This window comes from Janthinobacterium sp. KBS0711 (assembly GCF_000988085.1).
Taxonomy (GTDB): domain Bacteria; phylum Pseudomonadota; class Gammaproteobacteria; order Burkholderiales; family Burkholderiaceae_D; genus Janthinobacterium; species Janthinobacterium lividum_E.
In genome coordinates this window covers 273,990-300,245 of sequence record NZ_LBCO01000035.1, presented here as the reverse complement: position 1 = coordinate 300,245, position 26,256 = coordinate 273,990, and the positions used below count along the sequence as shown (strand labels likewise).

23 protein-coding genes are annotated in these 26,256 nt (G+C 65.0%); 18 read left to right on the top strand and 5 right to left on the bottom strand.

Annotated features, from left to right (window positions below; translation table 11 throughout):
- Positions 1–91 precede the first annotated feature (91 nt).
- From VM94_RS24515 to VM94_RS24500, 4 genes are read left to right on the top strand one after another with little or no spacing between them, the layout of a single operon-like run.
- On the top strand, positions 92–691 hold the full coding sequence (locus VM94_RS24515) for a TetR/AcrR family transcriptional regulator (protein ID WP_046685830.1): 600 nt from the start codon (positions 92–94) through the stop codon (positions 689–691).
- A gap of 17 nt (positions 692–708) precedes the next feature.
- Complete coding sequence (gene map / locus VM94_RS24510) at positions 709–1,512, top strand: type I methionyl aminopeptidase (protein WP_046685829.1); 804 nt, start codon at positions 709–711, stop codon at positions 1,510–1,512.
- 2 nt (positions 1,513–1,514) lie between these two features.
- On the top strand, positions 1,515–2,039 hold the full coding sequence (locus VM94_RS27530) for a hypothetical protein (RefSeq protein ID WP_052755931.1): 525 nt from the start codon (positions 1,515–1,517) through the stop codon (positions 2,037–2,039).
- Positions 2,040–2,098: 59 nt separating this feature from the next.
- The gene (locus tag VM94_RS24500) at positions 2,099–2,749 is read left to right on the top strand and encodes an FABP family protein (protein WP_046685828.1); all 651 of its coding nucleotides are present in this window, start codon (positions 2,099–2,101) and stop codon (positions 2,747–2,749) included.
- On the opposite strand, the gene VM94_RS27525 is transcribed toward VM94_RS24500, so the two are convergent.
- Together VM94_RS27525 and VM94_RS24485 are read right to left on the bottom strand one after the other, a co-directional pair.
- Complete coding sequence (locus tag VM94_RS27525; protein ID WP_052755930.1) at positions 2,746–5,202, bottom strand: tetratricopeptide repeat protein; 2,457 nt, start codon at positions 5,200–5,202, stop codon at positions 2,746–2,748. The two genes, VM94_RS24500 and VM94_RS27525, sit on opposite strands and share 4 nt — an antisense overlap.
- 81 nt (positions 5,203–5,283) lie before the next feature.
- Positions 5,284–6,063: an AraC family transcriptional regulator gene (locus tag VM94_RS24485; RefSeq protein ID WP_046685825.1), complete on the bottom strand. Its 780-nt coding sequence runs from the start codon at positions 6,061–6,063 to the stop codon at positions 5,284–5,286.
- A gap of 101 nt (positions 6,064–6,164) precedes the next feature.
- Here VM94_RS24485 and VM94_RS24480 point away from each other — a divergent pair, with 101 nt between their 5' ends.
- The gene (locus VM94_RS24480; protein ID WP_046686241.1) at positions 6,165–7,055 is read left to right on the top strand and encodes a DMT family transporter; all 891 of its coding nucleotides are present in this window, start codon (positions 6,165–6,167) and stop codon (positions 7,053–7,055) included.
- Between the two features lie 38 nt (positions 7,056–7,093).
- The gene (locus VM94_RS24475; RefSeq protein ID WP_046685824.1) at positions 7,094–7,681 is read left to right on the top strand and encodes an O-methyltransferase; all 588 of its coding nucleotides are present in this window, start codon (positions 7,094–7,096) and stop codon (positions 7,679–7,681) included.
- Here VM94_RS24475 and VM94_RS24470 read toward each other — a convergent pair whose 3' ends face one another.
- Together VM94_RS24470 and VM94_RS24465 are read right to left on the bottom strand one after the other, a co-directional pair.
- The gene (locus tag VM94_RS24470) at positions 7,682–8,191 is read right to left on the bottom strand and encodes a GAF domain-containing protein (RefSeq protein ID WP_046685823.1); all 510 of its coding nucleotides are present in this window, start codon (positions 8,189–8,191) and stop codon (positions 7,682–7,684) included.
- 68 nt (positions 8,192–8,259) lie between these two features.
- Entirely contained in the window at positions 8,260–9,150 is an 891-nt protein-coding gene (locus VM94_RS24465; protein WP_046685822.1) for a LysR family transcriptional regulator, read from the bottom strand.
- Between the two features lie 89 nt (positions 9,151–9,239).
- Between VM94_RS24465 and VM94_RS24460 the strand changes: the two genes are divergently transcribed.
- Positions 9,240–10,226: an aldo/keto reductase gene (locus VM94_RS24460; RefSeq protein WP_046685821.1), complete on the top strand. Its 987-nt coding sequence runs from the start codon at positions 9,240–9,242 to the stop codon at positions 10,224–10,226.
- Positions 10,227–10,234: 8 nt separating this feature from the next.
- On the opposite strand, the gene VM94_RS24455 is transcribed toward VM94_RS24460, so the two are convergent.
- A complete protein-coding gene (locus tag VM94_RS24455; protein ID WP_046685820.1) occupies positions 10,235–11,203 on the bottom strand; it encodes an IS1595 family transposase in 969 nt (322 codons plus the stop codon).
- A 229-nt stretch (positions 11,204–11,432) separates the two neighbouring features.
- Here VM94_RS24455 and VM94_RS24450 point away from each other — a divergent pair, with 229 nt between their 5' ends.
- The 11 genes from VM94_RS24450 to VM94_RS24400 all read left to right on the top strand — a co-directional run bounded on the left by VM94_RS24450 (position 11,433) and on the right by VM94_RS24400 (position 26,166).
- Positions 11,433–12,257 carry a CheR family methyltransferase gene (locus VM94_RS24450; protein WP_200899269.1) on the top strand — a complete coding sequence of 275 codons (825 nt, stop codon included), beginning with the start codon at positions 11,433–11,435 and terminating at the stop codon, positions 12,255–12,257.
- A gap of 1 nt (position 12,258) precedes the next feature.
- Entirely contained in the window at positions 12,259–12,867 is a 609-nt protein-coding gene (locus VM94_RS24445) for a chemotaxis protein CheB (RefSeq protein WP_046685818.1), read from the top strand.
- 106 nt (positions 12,868–12,973) lie between these two features.
- On the top strand, positions 12,974–14,098 hold the full coding sequence (locus VM94_RS24440) for a hybrid sensor histidine kinase/response regulator (RefSeq protein WP_046686240.1): 1,125 nt from the start codon (positions 12,974–12,976) through the stop codon (positions 14,096–14,098).
- Positions 14,095–17,481, top strand: a complete 3,387-nt coding sequence (locus tag VM94_RS24435) for a hybrid sensor histidine kinase/response regulator (RefSeq protein WP_046685817.1) — start codon at positions 14,095–14,097, stop codon at positions 17,479–17,481. Before VM94_RS24440 ends, VM94_RS24435 begins: the two co-directional genes overlap by 4 nt.
- Before the next feature lie 46 nt (positions 17,482–17,527).
- Positions 17,528–17,926, top strand: a complete 399-nt coding sequence (locus VM94_RS24430; protein WP_034750597.1) for an MAPEG family protein — start codon at positions 17,528–17,530, stop codon at positions 17,924–17,926.
- A 116-nt stretch (positions 17,927–18,042) separates the two neighbouring features.
- Complete coding sequence (locus VM94_RS24425) at positions 18,043–19,713, top strand: RecQ family ATP-dependent DNA helicase (RefSeq protein WP_046685816.1); 1,671 nt, start codon at positions 18,043–18,045, stop codon at positions 19,711–19,713.
- A gap of 90 nt (positions 19,714–19,803) precedes the next feature.
- The gene (locus VM94_RS24420) at positions 19,804–20,841 is read left to right on the top strand and encodes a ligase-associated DNA damage response exonuclease (protein WP_046685815.1); all 1,038 of its coding nucleotides are present in this window, start codon (positions 19,804–19,806) and stop codon (positions 20,839–20,841) included.
- The gene (locus VM94_RS24415) at positions 20,834–22,465 is read left to right on the top strand and encodes an ATP-dependent DNA ligase (RefSeq protein ID WP_046685814.1); all 1,632 of its coding nucleotides are present in this window, start codon (positions 20,834–20,836) and stop codon (positions 22,463–22,465) included. Before VM94_RS24420 ends, VM94_RS24415 begins: the two co-directional genes overlap by 8 nt.
- Entirely contained in the window at positions 22,462–24,927 is a 2,466-nt protein-coding gene (locus VM94_RS24410) for a ligase-associated DNA damage response DEXH box helicase (protein WP_046685813.1), read from the top strand. The genes VM94_RS24415 and VM94_RS24410 overlap by 4 nt, the downstream gene beginning before the upstream one ends.
- Entirely contained in the window at positions 24,924–25,598 is a 675-nt protein-coding gene (gene pdeM, locus VM94_RS24405) for a ligase-associated DNA damage response endonuclease PdeM (RefSeq protein ID WP_046685812.1), read from the top strand. Before VM94_RS24410 ends, pdeM begins: the two co-directional genes overlap by 4 nt.
- A gap of 205 nt (positions 25,599–25,803) precedes the next feature.
- On the top strand, positions 25,804–26,166 hold the full coding sequence (locus VM94_RS24400) for a KGG domain-containing protein (RefSeq protein WP_046686239.1): 363 nt from the start codon (positions 25,804–25,806) through the stop codon (positions 26,164–26,166).
- Positions 26,167–26,256: the final 90 nt, after the last annotated feature.

Sequence of the window (26,256 nt, the reverse complement as noted above, 5' to 3'; positions counted from 1 at the left end):
ATTGTAAGGCAGCAAGGCCAGTCGCGTTGGACGTGTTTCTCAGCGAACCGGGCCGCTTGACGGATTCAAATAGAATCTGTATTCTATTTGGATGGTCAGACTTGCTAAATTCAACGAAAACAACTTCATCGACAGCGCGATCGCCGTCGCCGCCCAGTGCGGCGTGGGCGCCGTCTCGATGGCCGCCATTGCCGTCAAGGCCGGTGCGCCCATCGGCTCCGTATATCACCGCTTCGATTCGCGCAACGCCATCCTGGCGCGCGCCTGGCTGCGCGTAAAAAGCGACTTCCGCGAGGAAGTGGCCAGCCGCTGGCTCGGTGGCGATACGTGGGCCGGCGTGCATGGTTTGCTGGACTGGTGCCGGCGCAAGCCCGTGTATGCGCGCTTCCTGCTGCAATGCGCGGACAGCCCCGATTTCAGCAATGGCCTCAGCGAGGAATTGCTGGCCGCCGTGGAAGAGGAGCAGGCCGCGCTCGACGCCTGCTTTGTCCGCTGTGCCGAAGCCATGCCCGCCACCACGGAACTGGACCTCGATCACATGCTGCTCAAATTCGTCCTGATCGACGCGCCCGTGGCCGTCGTCAAGCCTTACCTGACCCAGGAGCGGCCGATACCGGCCAGCGTCGACGCCATGCTGCGCGCCTCGCACGACGCCGTGCGCGGCTGGGCCGCCCACACCACATCACACTAACAAAGAAAAGAATCCCCATGCGCTATTCCACCCAGCTTGAACACGGCAAGAAAATCCCCCTGCACGACGAAGAAGGTTTCATCGGCATGCGCGCGGCCGGCCGCATCGCCGCCGACACGCTTGACTACATCACGCCTTTCGTGAAGCCGGGCGTGTCGACGGCCAAGCTCGACGCCCTGTGCGAAGAATTCATGCGCGCCGCCGGCGCCATCCCGGGCACTATCGACTACCACGGCTACAAGCACGCCAGCTGCATCTCCGTCAATCACGTGGTCACGCACGGCATCCCGTCCGAAACCAAGATCCTCAAAGTGGGCGACATCCTCAATATCGACGTGACGCCCAAGTTCAATGGCTGGTTCGGCGACACCAGCCGCACCTTCAAGGTGGGCACCGTCTCCATCCTCGCCAACCGCCTTGTCAACACGGCGTATGAAGCCATGATGGCCGGCATCCACACCGTGCGCCCGGGTGCTACTTTGGGCGACGTGGGCGCCGCCATCGAAGCGGTGGCCAAGGCGCAGGGCTTTTCCTCCGTGCGCGACTTCTGCGGCCATGGCGTGGGTCAGGTCTTCCACGACACGCCGCAAGTGCTGCATTACGGCCGCGCCGGCACGGGCATCGTGCTGGAACCGGGCATGATCTTTACCATTGAACCGATGCTCAACGTGGGCAGCTACCAGGTCAAGGTCTTGCCCGACAAATGGACGACGGTGACGAAAGATCGTTCGCTGTCGGCGCAGTTCGAGCACTCGCTGGCCGTGACGGAAACGGGTTTTGAAATCTTTACCCTGACCGGTTTGACCGAACCGCAGGTGTAAGCATGGATGACGCGCGCCGGCAGCAGCTTACCGATATCGTCGCCGCGAAAGCCGGCGTGGATGTCGCTTGCGCGGCGCGCCACCTGGCGCTGCATGATGACGACGTGGCGGCCGCCCTGCGCGGCATCGACGCTGAACGTTATACGTTGACGCAGCGGCTGCTGAACAAATACCGGCGCGATCCGGAAGACGCGCTGCAGCACGTGGCGCTGGCCGTGCTGCAGCAGGAAGGCATCGGCAGCGACAGCGTGCTGCGCGCGGAGCGCATCGCGGCCCTGGCGCCGCCCGTCGCCGGCATGGTGATGCTGGCCGAGTGGCTGGCCTATGTGGACTGGGAAGGCTACGACAGCGCCCTGTACGCGAATATCGACGCGGTGGCGGCGTTCATCGCCGGCGCATTGGACCTGCCCGAGGTGGCCGCCAATCTGCTGCAAACGCGCGACGAAACGGTGTTCGAAGCGCAGCGCTCCGCGCTGGCCGCCGCGGCCCTGCTATTCATCGAACGCCACATCGCGCTCTTTCCCTGAGAGTGCCCTGCGTCTTACAATGGCGGCAAGCACTGTTGCCCCATTTTGAAGACTTCCGCATGAGCGATTTTCCCGAAGATATCTACACCGAGCCGTCCGCCGACGTGCATACCCTGAACAACCTGGGCCCCTTGACGGGCATGGCCGGCATCTGGACGGGCACGCGCGGCCTGGACGTCAAGCCGAAAGCGGACGGCCCGCGCAAGCAGGCCTTCGTCGAACGCATCGAACTGCAGCCGATCGACCCCGTCACCAACGGCCCGCAACTGTTCTACGGCTTGCGCTACTACATCCACATCACCAAGCCGGATCAAGTCAAGACGTATCATGAGCAGGTGGGCTACTGGCTGTGGGAGCCGGCCACGGGCGCCGTGATCCAGACCCTGGCCATCCCGCGCGGCCAGATCGCCATGGCGTCCGGCACGACGACGGCCGACGCCACCAGTTTCGAACTGGTGGCCAAGCGCGATTCGACGGCGTACGGCATCTGCTCGAACCCCTTCCTCGAACACGCGTTCACCACCGTCGAATATCGGATCAAGGTCGATATCCACGCCGATGGCACGTGGGGCTACGATGAAGACACGGTCATGCTCATCCGCGGCAAGGACGAACCGTTCCACCACACGGACCGCAACCTGCTGACGAAAATCGCCGAACCAACGCCGAATCCGATGGCCTTGCAAGCGCTGGCGGCAGCCGCCGCTTAAGGCTGTCCCTGGGCGACCGCCTTGATCGCGCGCTCTTCGCCCATGGCGGCGGCGATCTTCCAGCGCTGCATGGCGCTGGCGCGGTCGGGGCGTTTCAGTCCCGCGCCTTCCCAGTCCATCAGTCCCAGGTTGTAGATGTCGCCCGCGCTGCCCTTGTCGGCGGCCAGGGTGAACCATTTGCGCGCTTCCTTGTGGTTGACGGGAATCTGGTAGCCGCGCACGTGGTACAGCCCCAGCAAATGCATGGCTTGCGCATTGCCCTTGTTCGCGGCCTGTTTGAGCAGGTCGAGTCCGCGCGCCATGTTGCGCGGCTCTTGCCAGCCTTCGGCCAGCATCACGCCTTTCGCCGTCAGCGCATAGCTGTCGTTCTTCACGAGACCCTTGCCGATCAGGGGCTTGGCAGCCACCTGGCGCGCTTCGCGCTGCTGCGCCGTCGGCGCCGTGACGGGACCGGGCTTGCCTTCGCCCATCAGCAGCATCCAGCCATACAGGCCATACGCGCCGGCGTCGCCCTTGCCGACCAGGCTTTCCAGCATGGCCAGCGCCTGCGCCTTGTCTCCATTTTCGTACAGCTTGATGGCCTTGGCGCTGCTCGCATCCTGCGGCACGATGGCTGGCGCATGGGGCGCGACGGGCGCCGAGGCCATGGCCGTTTGCGGCGGTGGAGCAGCCGGGCGCACGCGCACGGGCAAGCCATAGCTGGCGGCCAGCACGGCCAGAGTGGCGGGCGCGAGGATCAGCACCTGCGCCAGCTGGTTGCGGCGGCCCTTGCCGGCGATGCCCATGGCCCGTTCGGCTTGCCGCTCGCCACCCAGCGCCTCGCTCAGCACAGCCTTGACCTTGCGGTTGAACAGCCAGTAGCCGGCGCCCGTGACGAGCAAGCCGGCGACGGCGGCCGCACCGCGCCCGGCGAAGAACCACGTGGCGATGGCGGCGGCCAGCGCGGCCAGCGCGCTTTTCCACCAGAATTGCTTGGCCAGCCGCGTGTAGACCTGGCGCAGGGCGCCGAGCACGCAGGTGCGCACATTGTTGGCATAGTCGGCGGAGACGACGTCGACGTGCGCGTGGTCCGCGTCGCCGCTGAGCACCGATTCGATCACGTCCGCATTCAGTTCCGAGGCGGCCACGTCGCGCAGCGGCGTGAGTAAGCCCTGTACATGGGCCGAGAACAGGCCGTCGTCGGCGCTGCCGGCCAGCGCGTCGCTGAGCGCCTTGAGGTCGCCACGCAGCAGCTTTTCCACGATGTCGTCCAGGGTCAGCCAGCGCAAGTCCGTGCCGTACGCCACCAAGTGGTGCTTTTCTGCGTTGCATGATGCATCGAGGCGCACGATGCGCAGCTTGCCGCCATACAGGGCGTCGACTTCCTGCGGCTGGTCTTCATTGTAAATGCTCACTTTCGCCAGGGCGAGGCTGCTGGCAATGGCCGCCAGTGAGTGCACGCTCTCCTTGTCGCGGATGCGGCGCGCGTCGTCGGGCGCCTGCTTGGGCAGGCTGACGCTGTAGCCAGGCGCCACGTGCACATCGACCCAGGCCGCCTTGCCCACCTTGCCGGAACCGTCGCACGGGTTGCAGCGCAAGTCGCCCACGCCGCTGCAGGTGCGGCAAGTGACACTGCCGCTGGCGCGGCAGGTGCCGCAATTGATGTTGCCGGAACCGTGGCAAGTGTTGCAGCTGACCTTGCCGTAGCTGCAATGGTAGCAAGAGCGGTATTCGGTGCGGTACTGGGGCCGCGTTTCGCTGTGGTAGCTGGTGTGCGAGCTGCCGTTGCTGTAGGTGGTAGTGGGCACTTGCACCGTGATGTAGTCGGTGACTTGTTCGGACACCGTGCCGCTGCCGCTGCAATACGAGCACGATACCTTGCCGCTGCCGTAGCAGCCATACGCGTCGCAGCTGACGGTGCGCCCGCCGTGGCAGTTCCAGCACGTTTCCGTCGTCGCGCCGTGGCAGGTGTGGCAGCCGATGCGGCCTTTTCCATGGCAGTTGCCGCAGGTGTCCAGGTGCCAGTACTTGACGGCGTGCGGCAGGTAGACGCCCGCCTCGACGCCGTTGTAGGCCTGGCCTGCCTGGCGCAAGTCATTGTCGAGCTTGCCCGCCGCGCGGCGCAGCCTTTCCTTTTCCTGCGCGTGAGCGAGCGCTCCCACTTCATGGGAGCCGCAGCGACAGTCATTGCCCGCTGGCGTGAAATAGCCATTGATGACGCGCTGCTCGAAGCGCGCCTCGAGCGCATAGTTCGCCTGCAGCGAAAACTCCTGCAGCACGTCTTCCTCGCCCAGCGGCGTGATGTCGTGCGGCTCGAAACGCGTCTTGTCCTGCACCAGGGAGCGCAGCTTGCCCAGCACCGTGGGGACGTCTTCTTTCTCGAGGCGGATGGGCGCTGTCACGGCCATTGCTGATGCCTGGGGCATGTCCTCGCTGCCCTGGATATCGGTGGCCGTGTCGGTGCTGGGGTTCATGCGCGTCCTTTTGCTCTCTGGAAAGATGTTTGAATTTTAGCATCCCAATATGACAAACCATGACAACGCGGACCCGCTTTTTCAGCGCAGGCCGCGACGGAACTGGTCGGGCGTGCCGCCGCTCTGGCGGCGAAACATGGCGATGAATGCGGAAGCCGTGCTGTAGCCCAGTTCCAGCGCGATCGCCTGCACGGTGTCTCCCTGTTCCAGCAGGGGCAGGGCGGCCAGGAAGCGCTGGCGCTGGCGCCATTCGCCGAACGGCATGCCCAGTTCACGCTGGCAGCGGCGCGCCAGCGTGCGCTCCGTTACATGCAATTGCGCGGCCCAGTCGGCCAGTGAGCGGTTACTGCCCGGCTCCGCCTGCAGGGCGGCCAGCAGCGCCGCGATGACGGGCTCGTCACTGCCTGGCAGGTAGTTGCGGCTGCACGGCGCCAGCTGCAACTGGTCGACCAGCACTTGCGCCAGGCGCTGGTCGGCTTCCGTGGCGGGCGTGGTGATGTTGCGCTCGGCAAAGTCGCCGAGGATGGCTTTGAGCAGGGGACTCAATACCAGCGCGCACGGCTGCGCCGGCAGTTGCGCGCACAGGCTGGCATCGATGTAGGCGGAGTGAAACACGACATCCTGGCGGATATAGCCGTCGTGCAAGGTCTCGGGCGGTATCCACACGGCGTACTGGGGCGGCGACAGGTAGCGCTGGCCCGCCACCATGATTTCCATCACGCCCGTGGAGCAATACGTGAGCTGTCCCCACGGATGGCTCTGGTAATCGAACTGCTGGTGCGCGTGGTAATCGTCGAGGCGGAAATACACGGGATAGGGCAGGACGTCGGAAACGGCGGGGAAATGCTGGTTGCTGGCCATGGTGTTTTTGTCCTGTTCTTCGCATCGTTTGTCCGGTATGCATTATATCCATGGAATCGGACCATGCGAAAATGGCGGTCTTGAATACTGGAGTCCGCCGCATGCAAGCCAAGCACTATCTGTTACCCGTGATCGCCGTGCTGATCTGGGCCATCAACACCATCGTCAGCAAGATGGCTGTCGGCGTGATCGATCCGGCCGCCATCTCGTTCTACCGCTGGCTGCTGGCCGGCGTGCTGCTGGCGCTCGTGTTTGCCCGTCCCGTGTGGAAGCAGCGGGCCGTGGTGAAGCCCTACCTGGGCAAGCTGTTTGTGCTGGGCATGCTGGGCATGGTCATGTACCAGTGCCTCGCCTACATCGCCGCGCAAACGACGACGGCCACCAACATGGGCATCCTCGGATCCATGATGCCGCTGCTGGCCGTGGGCCTGTCCGTGCTGCTGCTCGGTGAGGCGCCCACCGTGGGCGGCGTGTTTGGCGGCCTCGTGTCGCTGCTGGGCCTGGCTTACCTGCTCAGCCATGGCGACCCGGCCGCCCTGATCGCCCATGGCGCGGCCGTGGGCGACGCCCTGATGCTGCTGGCCTGCCTGTCGTATGCGGGCTATGGCGTGCTGCTCAAGCGCTGGAAGATTCCCCTGAATAACTGGCATTCGCTGCTGATCCAGGTGTGGTGCGCCGTGCCCGTGCTGTTCGTGTATTACCTGAGCCAGTCCGCGCCGCCCGTCACCAGTGCCGGCTTGCCGCTGGTGCTGTTTGCCGGCATCCCCGCGTCCATCATCGCGCCGTTTTTATGGATGCATGGCCTGGCCAAGCTGGGCCCCAGCCGCGCGACGACCTTGATGAACTTGCTGCCCGTGTTCACGGTGATCATCGCCATGCTGTTCCTCGGCGAAACCTTGCACAGCTACGACGTCATCGGCGGCGGCGTGACCCTGCTGGGCGTGGTGATGGTGCAGTATCTGAAACGTCCGCTGCGCCGCGCACCGGCATAGTTTTTTTGCTATGCTGGTGTTTTGAACAAGGAGGCGCCATGCCCAGCATCGATACACTGTTGAGTGAACTGGAAGCATTTGGTAACAGCAACGATGCGGCGCACACGGCGCGCGCCAGCCGCATGCTCAATATCACGCGCGACACGGGCGAATTGCTGGCCGTGATGGTGCACGCGCGCGGCGCGCGGCGGGTGCTGGAAATCGGCACCTCGAACGGTTATTCCACTCTGTGGCTGGCGCGCGCCGTGCAGGCGCTGGGCGGCAAGGTCGTGACGGTGGAAAAGGCGCAGGACAAGTTCGACATGGCGCACGACAACTTCGTGCGCGCGCAATTGCAGGGCGTGATCGGCCAGTTGCTGGCGGACGCGGGCGACGTGCTGCGCGATGCGGCGGACGGCGCCTACGATTTCATCTTCCTCGATTCCGCCCGCCAGCAATACGCGCAATGGTGGCCGCAGCTGGACCGCGCGCTGGCGGCCGGCGGCGTTCTGGTGGTCGACAACGCCAGTTCGCATTACGCGGACATGGCCGGCTTCATCAAGGCCGTGCGCGCCGACAGCCGCTACACGACGTGCCTGGCCACGGTCGGCAAGGGCGAATTCATCGCCGTCAAGGCGGGCAACTGATTATTCGGCAACGATAGCCGCTTCCAGCACGCGCACCAAAGATTCGACGCCTTGCGCATCGACGTCGTCGAAGCGGCCCGTCAATGGACTGTCGAGGTCGAACACGCCGATGATCTGGCCGTTGGCAAACACGGGCACCACCAGCTCGGAACGGGAATTGACGTCGCAAGCGATATGGCCGGGAAACGCATGCACGTCCTGCACGACGATGGACTTGCCTTCGACCACCGTGGTGCCGCACACGCCGCGTCCTTTCTTGATGCGGATGCAGGCGGGCTTGCCCTGGAACGGCCCCAGCACCAGTTCATCACCCTTGAGGAAATAAAAGCCGGCCCAGTTGAGGCCCGGCATGGTGTTGAAGACCAGCGAACTGAAGTTGGCCGTATTGGCGATCAGGTCGCTCTCGCCCGACAGCAGACCTTGCAGTTGCGAGCGCAAGTCCGCGTACATGGCTTGTTTTGCTGCGGGGGTGTCGGTGCCGTAGGCGGCGTCGCTGATGGTAAACGTCATGGTCGTGGTGGCGCTTGAAAATGGGGAAGGCGACATGGTAGCGCGTTCGGGTCATCCGCGTGTGGCGTTCACTTTTTCAGGTGTTCCTGCGCCAGTTGGCGCAGCAGGGGCAGGGCCGCATGGCCGGCATCAGGCTGCCAGGCCAGGCCGATGCCGGCCGCCAATTCTTCGCCCTCCGCCAATGGCCGGTAGGCCACGCCATCCATGCGCAGCGCGCGGAACGAATCGGCCAGCAGGGCCATGCCCTTGCCGGCGGCCACGTCGCCCAGCAGCACATGGTGGTCGGGCGCTTCGCGCAAGAACAGCGGCGCGAAGCCATGGCGGCGAAACACTTGCTGGCAATGGTCGAAGAAGGCGGGCTGGCGCGCCCGCTCGAACCAGTAGACGGGTTCCTGAGCGATGTCAGACAGACTCAGCTTGCGCTTTTTCGCCAACCGGTGGCCGGCGGGCAGGGCCAGCATCATGGACTGGCGCGCCAGCGGCTGCACGGCCAGTTCGAACGTGGCGCTGGGTAGCGCAAGCAGGGCCGCATCGAGCTGCCCCTTGCGCACGGCGGCGACCAGGCGCGGAGACGGGGCCGCCGTCAGTTCCAAGCGGACATTGCCCAGTTGCTCCTCCAGCGCCGCTAGCAGCGGCCGGAACAGGCCTGCCGCCACGGAACTCGTCAAGCCCAGGCGCAGGCGCGCGGGTGCGCTGTCTTGCCGCAGCGATTGCTGCGCCGTCTCCAGCAAATCGAGGATGTGCAGCGCCTGCGGCAGCAGGGTGCGTCCCGCTTGCGTCAAGGCCACGCCTTGCGTGTCGCGCTCGAACAGGCGCGCGCCCAGCTTGTCTTCCAGCCCCTTGATGGCGCGCGACAATGGCGGCTGGGTCATGTGCAATTGCTCCGCCGCCTGGCGGAAATTCAGGCAGCGGGCGACGGCGCAAAACAGGCTCAAGGCATGGGTGTCGAGGGCTCTCATACCAGAAAGGTATCACGAAATCGGGCATTCCCTTGCCACCCGGCGCGGTCCAGACTGGCGGCATCGAGTCAACAACTGAGGAGAGCAGCATGCAACAGCGACGCATCGGCAATAGCGGCATGAGCAGTTCGGCATTGGGCCTGGGCTGCATGGGCATGTCGGAATTCTACGGCGCCACGGACGAGGCGCAATCCCTGGCCACCCTGGAAGCGGCCTTGGCGGCGGGCGTGACCCTGTTCGACACGGCCGACGCCTACGGTTTCGGCCACAACGAACAATTGCTGGGGCGCTTTTTGGCCAGCCATCGGGGCCAGGCCCTGATCGCCACCAAGTGCGGGCTGGCGCGCGAGGCGGGCAGTTATGCGCGCCGCGTCGACAATTCCCCCGCCTACATCCGCCAGGCGTGCGAAGCGTCGCTGGCGCGCCTGGGCGTGGACGCCATCGACCTGTTTTACCTGCACCGCCTGAACCTCGAGACGCCACTGGAGGAATCGATGGGCGCGCTGGCGCAACTGCGGCAAGAGGGCAAGATCCGCGCCGTGGGCCTGTGCGAAGTAAGCGCCGCCACCTTGCGGCGCGCGGCGGCGATCTGCCCCGTGGCCGCCGTGCAGAGCGAATACTCGCTGTGGACGCGCGAACCGGAGCAGGGCGTGCTGGCCGCCTGCCGCGACGTGGGCGCCAGTTTCTTTGCCTACAGCCCGCTGGGGCGCGGTTTCCTGACGGGCGCCATCGCCGATGCGGCCAGCCTGGACGCGGGCGATTTCCGCCATTTCAATCCCCGCTTTGCCGCCGAGAACCTGGCGCGCAACCAGGCCATCGTCGCGCAGGTCAGGGACATCGCGCGCGCAAAAGGCTGCACGCCGGCCCAGCTGGCGTTGGCCTGGCTGCTGGCGCAAGGCGACGACATCATTCCCATTCCCGGCACCAAGCGCATCGCGTATTTGCACGATAACCTCGGTGCGCTGGCCGTGCGGCTGGATGGGACCAAACTAGCGGCGATGAACGCTGCCTTTCCCCTGGGCATGGCGGCGGGTGCGCGCTATACGGACGAGGGCATGAAGGGCGTGGATGCCTGAAAAAAAGGCTATGTCACCGTCAGATGTGGGAATGCTCCCAGTGTTGCCTTCAATAATGTTTCTGGCGAGCGGATGCGCCCGGCGTCGAGTATCCAGCGCCAGCCCAGGTAATTCGACAGGTAGCGTGTGGCCACGCCGTGAAACGGCCGTAGCCAATCCCGCAAGCGGCTGTGATACGCATTGACGTTTTGCACGTGGGCGGCGTCCCGCACGCGGATACCAGCACGCAAGTTGACGGCCTGGTGGCTGACCCCTGCTTCATGGGCGAAGGCGCGGTAGGCGGCATGACCATCGGTAACCAGCAAGATATCCTTGTCGATGACCGGTGGCAGGCAAGCATGTAGCTGCGCCTTGGTCAGTGCCCCTTTTCCCGTGACGAAATCGAGGGTTTGTCCAGTGCGGTCACGCGCCACCAGGATGCAGACTTGCTCAGTCGATATGCCACGTTTAAAGGCATGACCACCACGGCGCCGCGCCGGGCGCGTCAAATGCCGCGATCCCTTCTCCGATTCCAGTACATACAGCTCGTCCGCTTCGGCGATGCCATGCAGGCGATGGGGCCGGTCCGTTTTTGCCAACGATAAAAACCGGTGGCGCCAGCGAAACGCGGTATTGCGGTGCACGCCCAGCTGTAACGCTGCCTTGCGTACGGAATCCGAAGTCAGCATGCAATCGGCATATTCAAGCCACAGCGCCTTATGGTGCAAGCGGGCAAGCGGCGTGCCGGTGAGTGCATTGAAGGTGCGGCCGCAAGGCACGCAACGGTAGCGCTGCAGTCCGTGCGCATGGCCGTGCTGGTGAGCATGGTTGCTGTTGCAAGCCGGACAGTGCAGTCGTTGGCGGGCCACGCTTTCGATCAATGCCACGGCGACGTCTTGCGATGCGGCCCCGTGCAGCAGGGCGATGCCCGCCAGGCGCTGGCGGCGGTTCAGTTCTGCGAACTGGGCGATGAAGGTTTTCCATTGGGCTGGCTGCATGGAAGGCTCCCGTTTGTCTGCGATGCTCAGTCAGACAGCAGGGACACGGGAAGATTCCCGGAATTCCCTACTTCACGAGGACAGAGCCGAAAAAAACGCGCGAGTGTACGCCAGCGTACCTAACTGAAACTTTCTCTGCAGGATAATTGCCGGCGATCTGCTAGCATTTGGCAGTGACTGCGCGCTGCGCTATGCACGCCGTTCAATGTTCAGGTATCCGATGAGGTGGATGTTGTTAGATGACGATATTTTCGATATAGAACTGAAGTTATTGCTTGAGGGAATACTGCTGCGCTATCAGCACGATTTCCGCGATTATTCCGTGGCGTCCCTGCGCCGGCGCATGCGCCAGGCCATGGAGCGCTTCGGCTGCGCCAGCCTGTCGCAATTGCAGGACCGCATCTTGCACGAGCCAGCCATGTTCGCGCAGATGCTGCAGTTTTTCACGGTGCAAGTGAGCGAGATGTTCCGCGATCCCGCATATTTTCGGGCCCTGCGCGAAAAAGTCGTGCCCATCCTGCATACCTATCCCTCGATCAAGATCTGGGTGGCCGGCTGCAGCAGCGGGGAAGAGGTCTGGTCGCTGGCCATCTTGCTGGAAGAGGAAGGCTTGCTCGAGCGCAGCATGATCTACGCGACCGACATCAACGTGGAAGCGCTGGCCGCCGCCGAAGCGGGTATCTATCCGGTCGAACGCATCGCCCAGTTCAGCGAGAATTACCAGCTGGCGGGCGGCAAGCGCTCGCTGTCCGACTATTACACGGCCGCCTACAAGGGCGCCATCTTTGACCGGCGCTTGCGGCGCCAGTTCGTCTTCGCCGACCATAGCCTGGCGACGGACAGCGTGTTTTCGGAGGTGCACATGGTTTCCTGCCGTAATGTCATGATTTATTTCAATAAAGACTTGCAAGACCGCAGCCTGGGCCTGTTTCACGAAGCGCTGGTGAACCGTGGCTTCCTGGGCCTGGGCATGAAGGAAAGCCTGCATTTCAGCCGCCATGCGGACAGCTTCAACGAGCTGAGCCCGGCCGAACGCATTTTCCAGCGTGCCTGACATGCTGCCAAGCTGCGACGTCGCGCCACCGCCCGCCGGCCTGCGCCTGATCGCCATCGGCGCCTCGGCCGGAGGAGTGGAAGCGCTGGGCATCGTGCTGCGCGCCTTGCCCGCCACCTGCCGCGCGGCCGTCGTGGTGGTGCTGCACCTGGCGCCGGGCCGCTCGAGCCAGTTGCCGCAGCTGTATGCGGAACGTTGCCAGCTGCCCTTGCGCGAGGCGCAGGACAAGGAGCCGCTGCAAGCGGGCACCGTGTATTTCGCCCCGCCCGACTACCACCTGCAAGTCGAGCCCGATGGCTGTTTTTCCCTGTCGCAGGAAGCGCCCGTGTATTTTTCGCGCCCATCGATCGATGTCTTGCTGGAAACGGCGGCCTTGGCTTACCGGCGCGCCATGCTGGCCATTATCCTGACGGGCGCCTCGGCCGATGGCGCGGCGGGCCTGGCGCGCGTGCGGCAGCTGGGCGGCAGTGCCTGGGTGCAAGACCCGCAGCGGGCCAGTTGTGGCATCATGCCGGCGGCCGCACTCAAGCTGGCGGGCGCCGACCGCGTGCTCGATTTGCCGCAAATGGCGGCCAGCCTGGCATTGCTGGGCAACGGCGAACACAAGTGAATGGGAGTGGTGTAGTGCGTGTAATATATGTGAGAATTGAAACAATGTTTATGTCCATATCGAAACACGATGGCGTCTCGCCGTTGCGATGCCTGAAGATGACCCCGTGACCGCACCTATCCATATCCTCGTCGTTGACGACATCGCGCAAAACCTGGTCGCCGCCGAAGCCGTGCTGGCACGGCCCGGTATTGTCATCCTGAAGGCAAGCTCGGGCGCGCAAGCGCTGGAATTGCTGTTGACGCATGAAGTGGCGCTGGCCCTGATCGACGTGCAGATGCCGCACATGGATGGTTTCGAGCTGGCCGAGCTGATACGCGGCAGTGAGCGCACGCGCAGCATTCCCCTGATCTTCCTCACGGCCGCGTCGCGCGAACCGAGCTACAGCTTCCGCGGCTACGAGGCGGGCGCCGTCGATTTCCTCTACAAGCCCATCGACGTGAAAGCCTTGCAAAGCAAGGTGGCCGTACTGGTCCAGCTGTACCGGCAGAAACGCGAATTGTCGGCTCAGCTCGACGAACTCAAGCATGCATTGCACCTGAATGAACTGTTTACGGCCGTGCTGGGCCACGACTTGCGCACGCCTTTGTCCGTCGTGATGAACGGCGCCATGCTGCTGCCGATGATGAGCGACCACCCGAAGGTGATCGTCACGGCGCAGCGCATCGAAAGCAGCGCCAAGCGCATGGGGCGCATGGTCGACCAGTTGCTGGACCTGGCGCGCATCCGTTCCGGCACGATGGAGTTGCGCAGCAGCACGCACGACTACCTGGCGCTGGCGCGCGCCATCGTCGAGGAATTCGAGACGGCTGGCCAGACCCCGCTGGTCGAGGTCAGCAGCGTGGGCGACTTGCACGGTCAATGCGATGCGGGCCTGCTGTCGCAAGTCATCTCGAATCTGTTAAACAATGCCATCACGCATGGCGAGCCGGGCGCGCCCGTGCAACTGGCCCTCGATGGACGGGCCGCCGACAGTATCGAGTTGCGCATCGCCAATCGCGGCGTCATTCCCGCCGCCTTGCTGCCGACCCTGTTCGAGCCGTTCCAGCAGGCGGGCGAGAAGCGCAGGACGGGGCAGGGCCTGGGACTGGGCCTGTACACGGTGAACATGTTCGTCAAGGCCCACGGCGGCACGGTCGAGATCAGCTCGACGGCCGCCCATGGCACGCTGGCGACCGTGCGCATCCCGCGCCAATGCCAGGTGCGCGTGCAAGCGGAAATGGCCACATGAGCGCGCCAGCCTGGCCGCGCGGCGGCGGCAACATGGGCGAGCTGGTGCGCCAGCGCGACTGGTCCGCCACCAGCCTGGGCGCCCTCGATGGCTGGCCCGCCCATTTGCGCACCAGCGTCGACATCGTGCTCAATTCACCGATGGCGATGGTGCTGATGTGGGGCCCGCAGCACGTGATGATTTACAACGACGACTACATCCAGATTGCAGGCGGGCGCCATCCGGCGGCGCTGGGCGGCACGGTGCCGGGCATCTGGCCCGAAATCTGGGACTGGAACGCGCGCATCCTCGAAGCGGGACTGCGCGGCGAGACGCAGGTGCACCGCGAATGCTGTTTGCCGCTGTTGCGTGGCGGACAGCGCACGGACGTCTGTTTCGACCTGTATTACACGCCCGTGCATGGCGCCGATGGCCAGGTGGACGGCGTGCTGTGCACGGCACTGGAATTGACGGCGCGCATGGAAGAAGGGCGCCAGCTGAAGCTGGCCACGGCCGAGCTGGGCAAACTCAACACGACCTTGCAGGCCGAGAGCGAGGCCGTGCGCGCGGCCAACCGCCGCCTGGGCGAGGAGCGCGCCCTGCTGCGCGCCCTGTTCCAGCAGGCGCCCAGCTTCATGGCCATGCTGCGCGGGCCGCAACACGTGTTCGAGCTGGCGAACGAGCATTATCTGCGCCTGGTCGGCCACCGCGATTTGCTGGGCAAGACAGTCGAAGCGGCCTTGCCTGAAGTCAAGGAGCAAGGTTTCATCGAACTGCTCGACCAGGTCTACCGCACGGGCGAACCGTACGAGGGACGCCAGGTGAAGGTGGATTTGCAGACGGCGGACGGGCAGACGGGCCAGCGCCAGATCGATTTCGTCTACCAGCCCATCAAGGATGACGAGGGCGTGGTCACGGGCATTCTCGTCGAAGGCATCGATGTCACCGAACGCATGGAAGGCGAGGAGCGCTTGCGCCTGGCACAGCAGGCGGGCGGCATCGGCACCTTCGAATGGTTCCCCGAGACAGGCGCGATGCTGGTGTCGCCCACTTTCCGCCGCCTGTGGGGCATTGCCGACGAGGAAGAAGTAACGGAACGCCTGCTGGTGAGCCTGGTCGATGCGCGCGACCAGCAAAAGGTCGGGCCGAGCAAGCTTGACGTGGCGCCCAATCCCCTGGAATACGTGGAGTACCGCATCCGCCGTCCCGCCGATGGCGCGCTGCGCTGGATCGCGCGCCAGGGCGAGGTGGTGGCCGGCCGCGTGCCGGGCCAGCGCCGCTACGTGGGCGTGTCGTTCGACGTGACGGAGCGGCGCCAGATCGAGGATGAACTGAACGCCAGCCAGGAACGCATGGCGGCCATTTTCGGCCAGGCCTCGGTGGGCTTGTCCGAACTGGGCCTCGATGGCCGCTTCCAGCGCGTCAACGGCGCCCTGTGCTGCATGCTGGGCCGCTCGGCCGAAGAGCTGCTGAACCTGAACATGAACGACATTATGCATCCGGCGGACGTGCCCGGCAACAGCGTGCTGTTCCGGCGCCTGGTGGAAACGGGCGAATCGTTCTCTCTGGAAAAACGCTACCTGAAGCCCGATGGTTCGCAAGTGTGGGTGTCGAGCAATGTCAGCCGGCTGGTCGATGAACAAGGACAGACGCGTTCCCTGATCGCCGTCAAGACGGATATCACGGACCGGCGCCGCGTGGAAAAAGCGCTGCATGAATTGAACGAAACGCTGGAACACCGGGTCGAACAGGAAGTCGGTGAGCGCACCAAGGCCGAAGACGCCTTGCGCCAGGCGCAGAAGATGGAAGCCGTGGGTCAGCTGACGGGCGGTATCGCGCACGATTTCAATAATGTGCTGCAAATCATTTCCGGCAATTTGCATCTGCTGCAGCATCTGGCGGGCACGGATGGCCTGATGCGCCAGCGCCTGGACACGGCGATTGCCGCCGTCGAGCGGGGCGCCAAGCTGTCGTCGCACCTGCTGGCGTTTGCGCGGCGCCAGCCCTTGCAACCGGTGGTGGCCGACTTGGCGCGCGTAGTGCGCAACATGGATGCGCTGCTGCGGCGCGCCCTGGGCGAAGCGATCGACATCGTGCTGGTGGGCGGCGGCGGGCTGTGGAATACCCTCGTCGACCGCAGCCAGATCGAGAACGTCATCCTCAACCTGGCCATCAATGCGCGCGACGCCATGGATGGCGTGGGCAAGCTGACCATCGAGCTGGGCAATGTCGTGCTCGACGAACAGTATGTGCACAACCTGGTCGACGTGCCGGCGGGGCAGTACGTGATGCTGTCGGTGACCGATACGGGCCGCGGCATGAGCGGCTCGGTGCTGCAGCGCGCGTTCGAGCCCTTCTTCACCACCAAGCCGGAAGGCGCGGGCACGGGCCTGGGCTTGTCGATGGCGTATGGCTTTGTCACGCAAAGCCGTGGCCATATCCGCATTTACAGTGAACCTGGCGTAGGTACGGGAGTCAAAATCTATTTGCCCCGTTCCCTGATGGCGGAAGCGGACGAGGAACTGGAATTGAGCGGCGTCGTCACGGGCGGCACGGAAACGGTGCTGGTGGTGGAAGACGACGTGGGCGTGCGCACCACCGTGGTCGACATGCTCGGCGCGCTTGGCTACAAGGTGCTCAAGGCCGAAGATGGCGAAAGCGCGCTGGCCGTGCTGCACAGCGGCGCGCAGATCGACCTGCTGTTTACGGACGTGATCATGCCCGGTCCCGTCAGCAGCACGGAGATGGCGCGCCAGGCGCGCGAGTTGCAGCCCGATATCGCCGTACTGTTTACGTCGGGCTACGCGCAGGATGTCATCGTGCACGAAGGGCGTCTCGACGCGGGAGTGGAATTGCTCAGCAAACCGTACCGGCGCGAAGAGCTGGCGCGCAAGCTGCGCCACGTGCTGGCCAACCGCCAGCAGCAAATGCGTGCGCGCCAGTTTGAACGGTCCGGCGCGCCGGTGGCTGGCAGCAGCACGTCGGTCAGCATGCTGGGAGGCGGCACGCCGGGGCTGGACTTGACGGGCCACGCACCGGAACCGCAGGGGGACATGCCGACATCGATGAAGATACTCGTAGTGGAAGACAATCTCGATTCGCAGCTGATGGTGTGCGAACTGGTGGGCATGCTGGGCCACACGGTCAGCGGCGTATCCGATGGCGAGGCGGCGTGGAAATTGCTCAACGAGCAAGACTTCGATATCCTGTTTACGGATGTCAGCCTGCCGGGCATGTCCGGCATCGCGCTGGCGCGCATGGTACTGCGCGATAAACCGGGCATGCGCATCATCTTTTCCACGGGCTACGGCAAGGAATCGATGGATGAACTGGGCTTTTCCGCCAGCGTCTTGCGCAAGCCCTATGATTTGCTGGAGTTGCAAGCGGCACTCGACCAACCCTGACGGGCATGCGCCGCACGGCTTGCCTGTCTCATCCACGAGGTAAAGCATGACCCCTGAACTGACGATGCTGGCCTGCACCCTGGTGCTGGCGCTGGTGCAAATCCTCCTGCCCGCGCTGTTCCGCACGCGCGAAACGGGCACGGCCTATAACGTGAGCGCGCGCGACGGCGACGGGCCGCCCGTGGGCAAGATCACGGGCCGCTTGCGGCGGGCCCAGGCGAATCTGTTTGAAACCCTCCCCCTGTTCGCCGCCGCCGTGCTGATCGCCCACGTGACGGCGCAGGAAAGCGCGCTGACCTTGTACGGCGCCGCCCTGTACCTGGCCGCGCGTGTGCTGTATCTGCCCCTGTATGCGTTTGGCGTGCCCGTCGTGCGCACGCTCGTGTGGTGCGTGTCGATTGCCGGCTTGCTGATGCTGTTCTGGGCCATCCTGTTTGCTTCTTGATATCCTACACGGGCTGTAGCAGCCGTCCTATGGCGGTGCGCCAGGCCCGGCCTTAAAGTAATTGCAGCCAGGCGCAAGGGCGCCGGCATGGCGCTTTTACTTTTGGGATGGCAACGATGCAGCTTACTGCGAACAAGTCCGGTCGACACATTCAGCGCCTGCTGCGCTCGGTTTTTGGCGTGGCGCGGCTGCGCACGGGCCAGCAGGAAGTCATCGACAGCGTGCTGGCCGGACGCGACACCCTGGCCATTATGCCCACCGGCAGCGGCAAGTCCCTGTGCTACCAGTTGCCCGCCGCCCTGTTGCCGGGCGCGACCCTGGTCGTGTCGCCGCTGATCTCGCTCATGAAAGACCAGCTGGAAAAGCTGCATGAACTGGGCATCACGGCCGTGCAACTCAACAGCAGCCTGTCGCGCGCCGAAGAGGACGACGCCCTCGCCCGCATCGCCCAGGGCGGCAGGCTCATTATCTTTTGCACGCCGGAACGCCTGGCGATGCCCGACTTCCTGTCCTTGCTGGCCGGCGCGCCGCCCAGCCTGGTCGTCATCGATGAAGCCCATTGCATTTCCCAGTGGGGCCACGACTTTCGTCCCGCCTATCTGGAAATCGCGGCCGCCCTGCGCGCGCTGGGCCGTCCGCCCGTGCTGGCGCTGACGGCCACGGCCACGGGCGAAGTGATAGACGATATCGACGCGCAGCTCGAAGCGCGCAAGTTGCAGGTCATCAATACGGGCATCTACCGCGCCAATTTGCGCTACCGCGTGATCCAGGTCACGAATGCGGGAGAGAAGCAGGACGAAGTCCTGCGCCTGCTGCGCGAGACGCCAGGCGTGGGCATCGTGTATGCGGCCACCGTCAAGGCCGTCGAAGAGCTGGCGACGCGGCTGGCGGAACTGGGCGAGAGCGTCACGTGCTACCACGGCAAGCTGGCGGCGCGCGAGCGCAAGCACAACCAGGACTTGTTCATGAACGGCGAGCGCCGCATCATGGTGGCCACCAACGCGTTCGGCATGGGCATCGACAAACCCGACACGCGTTTCGTCATTCACTTGCAGGTGCCGGCCAACCTGGAAGCGTACTACCAGGAATCGGGCCGGGCGGGGCGCGACGGCTTGCCCGCCGACTGCACCTTGCTGTACTTCCAGGAAGACAAGCGGGTGCAGCAATTTTTCCTGGCCAAGCACTATCCCACGGCCGAAGAACTGGCCGCCATCGTGGCGGTCGCGCAGGAATTGCCCGCCACGTTCGCGTTCGCCGCGCTGGCAGCGCGCCTGCCCGAGTTTTCCGATGGTCATCTGAAGGTCTGCCTGAAACTATTGAAAGACGGCAAGCTGCTGCGCCAGGACCGCAAGCTCGGCTACAGCTTGAAAGCGCCATCGGCTACCACGCCTGCGTATGCGCAGCTGGCGCAGATCTATGTCGACAAGCAGGAGCGCGACAAGCAGGCGCTCGAGCAGATGGTGGCGTATGCGCAAAGCGGCTTGTGCCGCTGGAAATTGCTGCTCGATTACTTTGGCGATGCCGGCGATTTCGAGCGCTGCTGCACCTGCGACAATTGCCAGTCGCCGCCCGCGCTGGCCGCACCCATCTCCCTGGACGAGTTCCCGCCAGCGCCTGCTCAAGTACCTGCGCCAGCGCCGGCGCCCCAGATCGCCGTCGGCAGCCGCGTGCGCGTACCGCGCTACCAGATCGGCACCGTGCTGTCCGTGGCGGGCGACCAGGTCACCATTGCCTTTCCGGAGAACACCACGCGTACTTTCATGGCGGAATTCGTTGTCCCCGCGTGAAGCCTTGGTGCGCTGCCGAACAGTGATCTGGCGCAAGAGCGCTAGAATCAGCCCATTCCAACGCGCTTTTTTCAAGGCAGGGGGCAGGGCATGGCAGACATGGTGGTGGTGCGCAAGGAAGGCTTGTACTGTGTGCCGGGTCAGTTCTACATCGACCCGTGGCGTCCCGTCGAGCGCGCCATCATCACGCATGCGCATGCCGACCATGCGCGTGTCGGGCATCGGCATTACCTGTGCGCCGCGCCCGGCGAGCAGGTGCTGCGCGCGCGCCTGGGCGCCGTGTCCATCCAGGGCCTCGCCTATGGCGAGACCATCGACCACCACGGCGTGCGCGTGTCGCTGCATCCGGCCGGCCACGTGCTGGGTTCGGCCCAGGTGCGCATGGAAGTGGGCGGCGAAGTGTGGGTGGCGTCGGGCGACTACAAGCTGCAGCCCGACCCCACTTGCGTACCGTTCGAGCCCGTGCGCTGCGATACTTTTATTACGGAATCGACGTTCGGCCTGCCCATCTACCGCTGGCAGGCGCCGCAGGAAATCAATGATGACATCAACCAATGGTGGCGCAGGAATGCGGCCGAAGGGCGCACCAGCGTGCTGTTCTGCTATGCCTTCGGCAAGGCGCAGCGCATCCTGGCCGGGCTCGACCCTTCCATCGGTCCCATCATCTGTCATGGCGCGGCGCAGGCCTTGACGCAAGTCTACCGCGAATCCGGCGTGGCCTTGCCCGCCACCGTGATGGTGAGCGACGTCACGGACAAGGCGGCCCTGAAGACGGCGATGGTGATCGCGCCGCCGTCGGCCGCCGGTTCGCCGTGGATGAAGCGTTTCAGCGACTACAGCGATGCGTTCGCCAGCGGCTGGATGCTGCTGCGCGGCGCGCGCCGGCGGCGTGGCGTGGACCGGGGTTTCGTCCTGTCCGACCATGCCGACTGGCCGGGCCTGATGCAAGCGATCACGGCCACGCAGGCCGAACGCGTCATCGTCACGCACGGCTCGATTCCCGTGATGGTGCGCTGGCTGCAGCAGAACGGCTGGCAGGCGGGCGGCTTCGAAACGGAGTATGGCGGCGACGAGGCCGACGACGTGCACGGTGCGTCCACGGCAGCGGAGGACGTCACCCATGCGTGACTTTGCCCGGCTGTATGCGGAACTCGACGAGACGACCTCCACCAGCCGCAAGCTGGCGGCGCTGCAAGCGTATTTTCGCGGTGCCTCGCCCGAGAATGCGGCCTGGGCCGTGTATTTCCTGGCCGGCGGCAAGCCGCGCCAGGCCGTGCCCACCAAATTGCTGCGCGAATACGCGACCGAGCGGGCGGGCCTGGACGCCTGGCTGTTCGACGAGGCCTACCACGCCGTCGGCGACCTGGCCGAAACCATCGCCCTGATCCTGCCCGCGCCCGCCAGACGCAGCGACATCGGCCTGGCCGAGTGGGTCGAGCAGCGCGTCGCACCGTTGCGCGGCGCGCCGCCCGAGACCATCCGCGCCGACTTGCTGGCCTACTGGGACGAGCTGGAAACGCGCGAACGCTTCCTGCTGATCAAACTGATCGGCGGCGGCTTTCGCGTGGGCGTATCCAAACTGCTGGTGACGCGCGCGCTGGCCTCCATCGCCGCCGTCGACAGCAAGCTGATCGCTCAGCGCCTGATGGGCTGGACCGATGGCAAGGTCAGCCCCACGGGCGCGGGCTTTCTCAAGCTGATCGCCGCGCAGTCCGATGGCGAACATGCGCTGCGCGGCGGCCAGCCGTATCCGTTTTTCCTCGCCCATCCTTTGCAGGCGGAGCCGCAGAGTCTCGGCGACATCGGCGACTGGCTGGCTGAATGGAAATATGACGGCATGCGCGCCCAGCTGTTGCGCCGCGAGGGCGTGAACTGGCTGTGGTCGCGCGGCGAGGAATTGATCACGGAGCGCTTTCCCGAGCTGGCGCAGCTGGCCTTGCCCGAAGGCACCGTGCTCGATGGCGAAATCCTCATCTGGCAGCCGGGCGACGTGCCGGCGCCATTTGCCGATCTGCAACAACGCATGGGTCGCAAGAGCGTGTCGCCCAAGTTGCTGGCCGAATTGCCGGCCGTGCTGGTGGCCTACGATGTGCTGGAACTCGATGGCGTGGACGTGCGTCAGTTGCCCCAGCTCGAGCGCCGCGCGCTGCTGGAAAGCGTAGTGGCGCAGGTAAATGCTCCCGCGCTGCGCCTGTCGCCGCGTATCGAGGCGGCAAGCTGGGAGGCGCTGGCGGCCATCCGCAGCGAATCGCGGGCGCGCGGTGTGGAAGGCATGATGCTCAAGGCCAGGTCGGCCGCGTATGGCGTGGGCCGCACGAAAGACGTAGGCACCTGGTGGAAGTGGAAGATCGATCCGTATTCCATCGACGCCGTGCTGATCTACGCCCAGGCGGGTCACGGGCGGCGCGCGTCGCTGTACACGGATTACACGTTTGCCGTGTGGGATGACGTTGAGGAAGGGGAACGCAAGCTGGTGCCGTTCGCCAAGGCGTATTCCGGTTTGACGGATGCGGAAATCGGGCAAGTCGACGCCGCCATCCGCAAGACGACGATCGAAAAATTCGGCCCCGTGCGCAGCGTCAAGCCGACGATGGTGTTCGAGATCGGCTTCGAAGGCATTGCCGCGTCCAGCCGCCACAAGGCGGGCATCGCCGTGCGCTTTCCCCGCATCCTGCGCCGGCGCGACGACAAGGCCATCGCCGATGCGGACACCCTGGCCACCCTGAAGGCCATGCTGGTCCAGGCCACATGAGCAAAAGTGCGCTGGCGCAGCGCATCGATGCATGGTTTGTCGCGCGCGGCTGGACGGTGTTCCCGTTCCAGCGCGCCGTCTGGCGTGCGGCAGCACAGGGCCAGTCCGGCCTGCTGCATGCGAGCACGGGCTCCGGCAAGACCTACGCCGTCTGGTTCGGCGCCTTGCTGCGCGCCGAGCGGCTGGCGCGCAAGGGCAGGAAGCAGGGCTTGCGCGTGCTGTGGATCACGCCCATGCGGGCGCTGGCGGCCGACACCGTGCGCGCCTTGCAAGCGTCTGGCGCGGAGCTGGCGCCCGGCTGGCGCATCGAGGCGCGCACGGGCGACACGAGCGCCGCGCAGCGAGCGCGGCAGGCGAAGGCCTGGCCCGAGGTGCTCGTCACGACGCCGGAAAGCCTGTCTCTGATGCTGAGCCAGGCGGATGCCCGCGAACGTTTCAGCCTGCTGGAAACCGTGATTGTCGATGAGTGGCATGAATTGATGGGAAGCAAGCGCGGCGTGCAGGTGCAGCTGGCGCTGGCCCGCTTGCGCCGCTGGAATGACACGTTGATGACGTGGGGCCTGTCGGCCACCCTGGGCAATCTGCAGCAGGCGCAGGACGTTTTGCTGGGCGAGGAAAACGCCGGCGTGTTGGTGGAAGGCAAAGTCAAAAAGCGCATCCTCGTCGACAGCCTGATTCCCGTCAACCCCACGCGCTTTCCCTGGGGCGGGCATTTGGGTATCCAGATGCTGCAACCGCTGATCACCGAGATCGAAGGCAGCGCCACCACCCTGGTGTTTACCAACACGCGTTCGCAGGCCGAGCTGTGGTACCAGCATTTGCTCGATGCGCGGCCCGACTGGGCGGGCTTGATCGCCCTGCACCACGGTTCGCTGGACCGCGAAGTGCGCGAGTGGGTCGAGCAGCACCTGAAAACGGGCGAGCTGAAAGCCGTCGTGTGCACGTCCAGCCTGGACCTGGGCGTCGATTTCCTGCCCGTCGAGCGCGTGCTGCAGGTGGGCAGCGCGAAAGGTATCGCGCGCCTGGTGCAGCGGGCCGGGCGCAGCGGTCACGCGCCGGGGCGCATTTCGCGCGTCACCCTGGTGCCCACCAACAGCCTGGAATTGCTGGAAGCGGCCGCCGCCCGCACTGCCCTGGCGCAAGGCCACCTGGAAGCGCGGCCCGTACCGGACAAGCCGCTCGACGTGCTGGTGCAGCACCTGGTGACGATCGCCCTGGGCGGCGGTTTTGCGTCGCCCGAGCTGTACGCGGAAGTGCGCGCGGCCTGGTCCTACCGCCACCTGACGCCGGACGAGTGGCAATGGGCGCTCGATTTCGTCGCGCGCGGCGGGCAAAGCCTGACCGTGTATCCGGAATACCGCAGAGTGCTGCCGGACGAGGACGGCGTGTACCGCGTGCCCGACGTGGCGCTGGCGCGGCGCCACCGCATGAGCATCGGCACCATCGTGTCGGAGGCGGCGATCCAGGTCAAGTTCCTCGGCGGCGGGCGCATCGGCAGCATCGAGGAATCGTTCATCGCGCGCCTGAAGCAGGGCGACCATTTTTTGTTTGGCGGGCGCATCCTGGAATTCGTGCGCGTGCACGAGATGACGGCCTACGTGCGGCGCGCAACTGGCAGCCGCGGCGCTGTGCCGCGCTGGCAGGGCGGCAAGATGCCGCTGTCGTCGGAGCTGGCACATGCCGTGCTGGACCAGTTGCAGCTGGCGCAGGAAGGGAAGGCCAGCGGGCCGGAAATGCGCGCGCTGGCGCCGCTGCTGGCCATCCAGCAGGCATGGTCGAGCCTGCCCACGCGCGCCAGCCTCTTGCTCGAAACCTTGTCCAGCCGCGAAGGCCATCATTTGTTCGTGTATCCGTTTGCCGGGCGCTCCGTGCACGTGGGCCTGGCGTCATTGCTGGCTTACCGGATCGCGCGCGTGCAGCCGGCGACCTTGTCGATCGCCGTCAACGATTACGGCTTTGAATTGCTGGGCGCGGACGACATTGATTTTGCGCCGCTGTTGATTGGTGCCAGCGGCGCCGATCTTGCCCTGTTCAGCACTGATAACTTGCTGGAAGACGTGCTGGCCAGCCTGAATGCGACGGAGCTGTCGCAGCGGCGCTTCCGCGAAATCGCCCGCATCGCGGGCCTCGTGTTCCAGGGCTATCCGGGCCAGCCAAAAAGCGCGCGCCAGTTGCAGGCCTCGTCCTCGCTGTTTTTTGAAGTGTTCCGCAAGCACGATGCGGCCAATTTGCTGCTCACGCAGGCGCAGCGCGAAGTGCTGGAACAGGAGCTGGAATTGACGCGCTTGCGCGCCACCTTGCGCGAGCTGCATGGCAGGAGCATCAGCCTGCAAGCGCTGGAGCGGGCCTCCCCATTTGCCTTCGGCTTGATGGTCGAGCGCTTCCGTGAACAGCTGACGACGGAAAAGCTGTCGGACCGGGTGGCGCGGCTGGTCAGCGCGCTGGAAAAGGCGGCCGCATGAGTGAGTCGCAGCAGGCGCACTGCGTGGTGGAACTGGCCGGCGAGATTCTGTGGCTGCTGGCGCACAGGGCCGTGTACTGGCCGGCGCGCAAGATGCTGGTCATCGCCGACATCCATTTCGGCAAGGCGGCCGCGTTCCGCGCGCTGGGCGTACCCGTGCCGCGCGGCACCACGACGCAAAACCTGCTGGCGCTCGACGCCTTGCTGGCCACTTACGCTTGCGAGGAAATCGTCTTTCTCGGCGACTTTTTGCACGCGCGCGCCGCGCATGCGCCCGCCACCGTGGCCGCCATGCTGGCCTGGCGTGCGCGCCATCCGGGCCTGCGCCTGACGGTGGTGCGCGGCAACCATGATGCGCATGCGGGCGACCCGGCCGCCGCGCTGGGGATACGCATGGTCGATGAACCGCACCAGGTGGGCAAGCTGTCGTTCTGCCATCACCCGAATACCGCCGCGCCCGGCTATGTGCTGGCCGGTCACGTGCATCCCGTGTTCCACTTGCGCGCTGAAAGGGGCGGCTTGCGTCTGCCGTGTTTCCTGCTGGGGCAGGCGCACGCCATTTTGCCCTCGTTTGGCGCCTTCACGGGCGGCCATGCGGTGCGCCCAGGCGTTGGCGAACGCGTCTACGTGACGGCCGACGCGGCGATTTTCGCTCTACCCGCTAACTGCTGAGTGTTTGGTACTTTTGGTGGAAAACTGAAAGTAACTACGCTACCGTAGGCGGGACTCATCCTACATGCGCTCTTGCCATCCTCCTATTTCTTGTGCCCCATGTGCGCACTAAGATGACGGTTCCCTTGCCATGCGAGGGGGAAGATTTGCATGGTTTGCATTGTTTTTTGCATTGTTTCTGATTCCATCGATCAAGGAGATCATCATGGCCACATCGAGCGACAATAAACAGCAAGGTAGTAAAACCAGTAGCAGCAGTAGCAGCGGCGGCAACAAGCAAAGCGATACCAGCAAACGGGGTTTCGCTTCCATGGACCCTGCCCAGCAGCGTGAAATCGCCAGCGAAGGCGGACGTGCGGCGCATGAAAAAGGCACGGCGCATGAATTCACGTCGGAAGAGGCCCGCCGCGCAGGCAGCCAAAGCCACAAGAACGATGCCAACCGGCAAAGCGCTTCCAGCTCCAGCGGGTCGCGCGACAATGCCAGCATGAACCAGGATGGCGGCCGCGACAGTGGCAACAAGCAAAGCGGCGGTTCGGGTTCCAGCTCGGGATCGCGCAACAAGTAGTGACTGGCGAGCAGTAGCAAGTAGAAGGTAGCAATGGGCCCTGGCCAGCGGGAGACAGGCACGCCGCTGACCAGGGCCGCGCTTGTTTGG

Bases quoted from the DNA above. Each gene is read 5' to 3' on its own strand.
- VM94_RS24425 (WP_046685816.1), top strand. From the start codon at position 18,043: ATGCAGCTTACTGCGAACAAGTCCGGTCGACACATTCAGCGCCTGCTG.
- VM94_RS24460 (WP_046685821.1), top strand. From the start codon at position 9,240: ATGCAACAGCGACGCATCGGCAATAGCGGCATGAGCAGTTCGGCATTG.
- VM94_RS24465 (WP_046685822.1), bottom strand. From the start codon at position 9,150: ATGAGAGCCCTCGACACCCATGCCTTGAGCCTGTTTTGCGCCGTCGCC.
- map (WP_046685829.1), top strand. From the start codon at position 709: ATGCGCTATTCCACCCAGCTTGAACACGGCAAGAAAATCCCCCTGCAC.
- VM94_RS24410 (WP_046685813.1), top strand. From the start codon at position 22,462: ATGAGCAAAAGTGCGCTGGCGCAGCGCATCGATGCATGGTTTGTCGCG.
- VM94_RS24435 (WP_046685817.1), top strand. From the start codon at position 14,095: ATGAGCGCGCCAGCCTGGCCGCGCGGCGGCGGCAACATGGGCGAGCTG.
- VM94_RS24400 (WP_046686239.1), top strand. From the start codon at position 25,804: ATGGCCACATCGAGCGACAATAAACAGCAAGGTAGTAAAACCAGTAGC.
- pdeM (WP_046685812.1), top strand. From the start codon at position 24,924: ATGAGTGAGTCGCAGCAGGCGCACTGCGTGGTGGAACTGGCCGGCGAG.
- VM94_RS24500 (WP_046685828.1), top strand. From the start codon at position 2,099: ATGAGCGATTTTCCCGAAGATATCTACACCGAGCCGTCCGCCGACGTG.
- VM94_RS24475 (WP_046685824.1), top strand. From the start codon at position 7,094: ATGCCCAGCATCGATACACTGTTGAGTGAACTGGAAGCATTTGGTAAC.
- VM94_RS24480 (WP_046686241.1), top strand. From the start codon at position 6,165: ATGCAAGCCAAGCACTATCTGTTACCCGTGATCGCCGTGCTGATCTGG.
- VM94_RS24455 (WP_046685820.1), bottom strand. From the start codon at position 11,203: ATGCAGCCAGCCCAATGGAAAACCTTCATCGCCCAGTTCGCAGAACTG.
- VM94_RS24445 (WP_046685818.1), top strand. From the start codon at position 12,259: ATGCTGCCAAGCTGCGACGTCGCGCCACCGCCCGCCGGCCTGCGCCTG.
- VM94_RS24450 (WP_200899269.1), top strand. From the start codon at position 11,433: ATGTTGTTAGATGACGATATTTTCGATATAGAACTGAAGTTATTGCTT.
- VM94_RS24420 (WP_046685815.1), top strand. From the start codon at position 19,804: ATGGCAGACATGGTGGTGGTGCGCAAGGAAGGCTTGTACTGTGTGCCG.
- VM94_RS24485 (WP_046685825.1), bottom strand. From the start codon at position 6,063: ATGGCCAGCAACCAGCATTTCCCCGCCGTTTCCGACGTCCTGCCCTAT.
- VM94_RS27530 (WP_052755931.1), top strand. From the start codon at position 1,515: ATGGATGACGCGCGCCGGCAGCAGCTTACCGATATCGTCGCCGCGAAA.
- VM94_RS24470 (WP_046685823.1), bottom strand. From the start codon at position 8,191: ATGACGTTTACCATCAGCGACGCCGCCTACGGCACCGACACCCCCGCA.
- VM94_RS24430 (WP_034750597.1), top strand. From the start codon at position 17,528: ATGACCCCTGAACTGACGATGCTGGCCTGCACCCTGGTGCTGGCGCTG.
- VM94_RS24515 (WP_046685830.1), top strand. From the start codon at position 92: ATGGTCAGACTTGCTAAATTCAACGAAAACAACTTCATCGACAGCGCG.
- VM94_RS27525 (WP_052755930.1), bottom strand. From the start codon at position 5,202: ATGAACCCCAGCACCGACACGGCCACCGATATCCAGGGCAGCGAGGAC.
- VM94_RS24415 (WP_046685814.1), top strand. From the start codon at position 20,834: ATGCGTGACTTTGCCCGGCTGTATGCGGAACTCGACGAGACGACCTCC.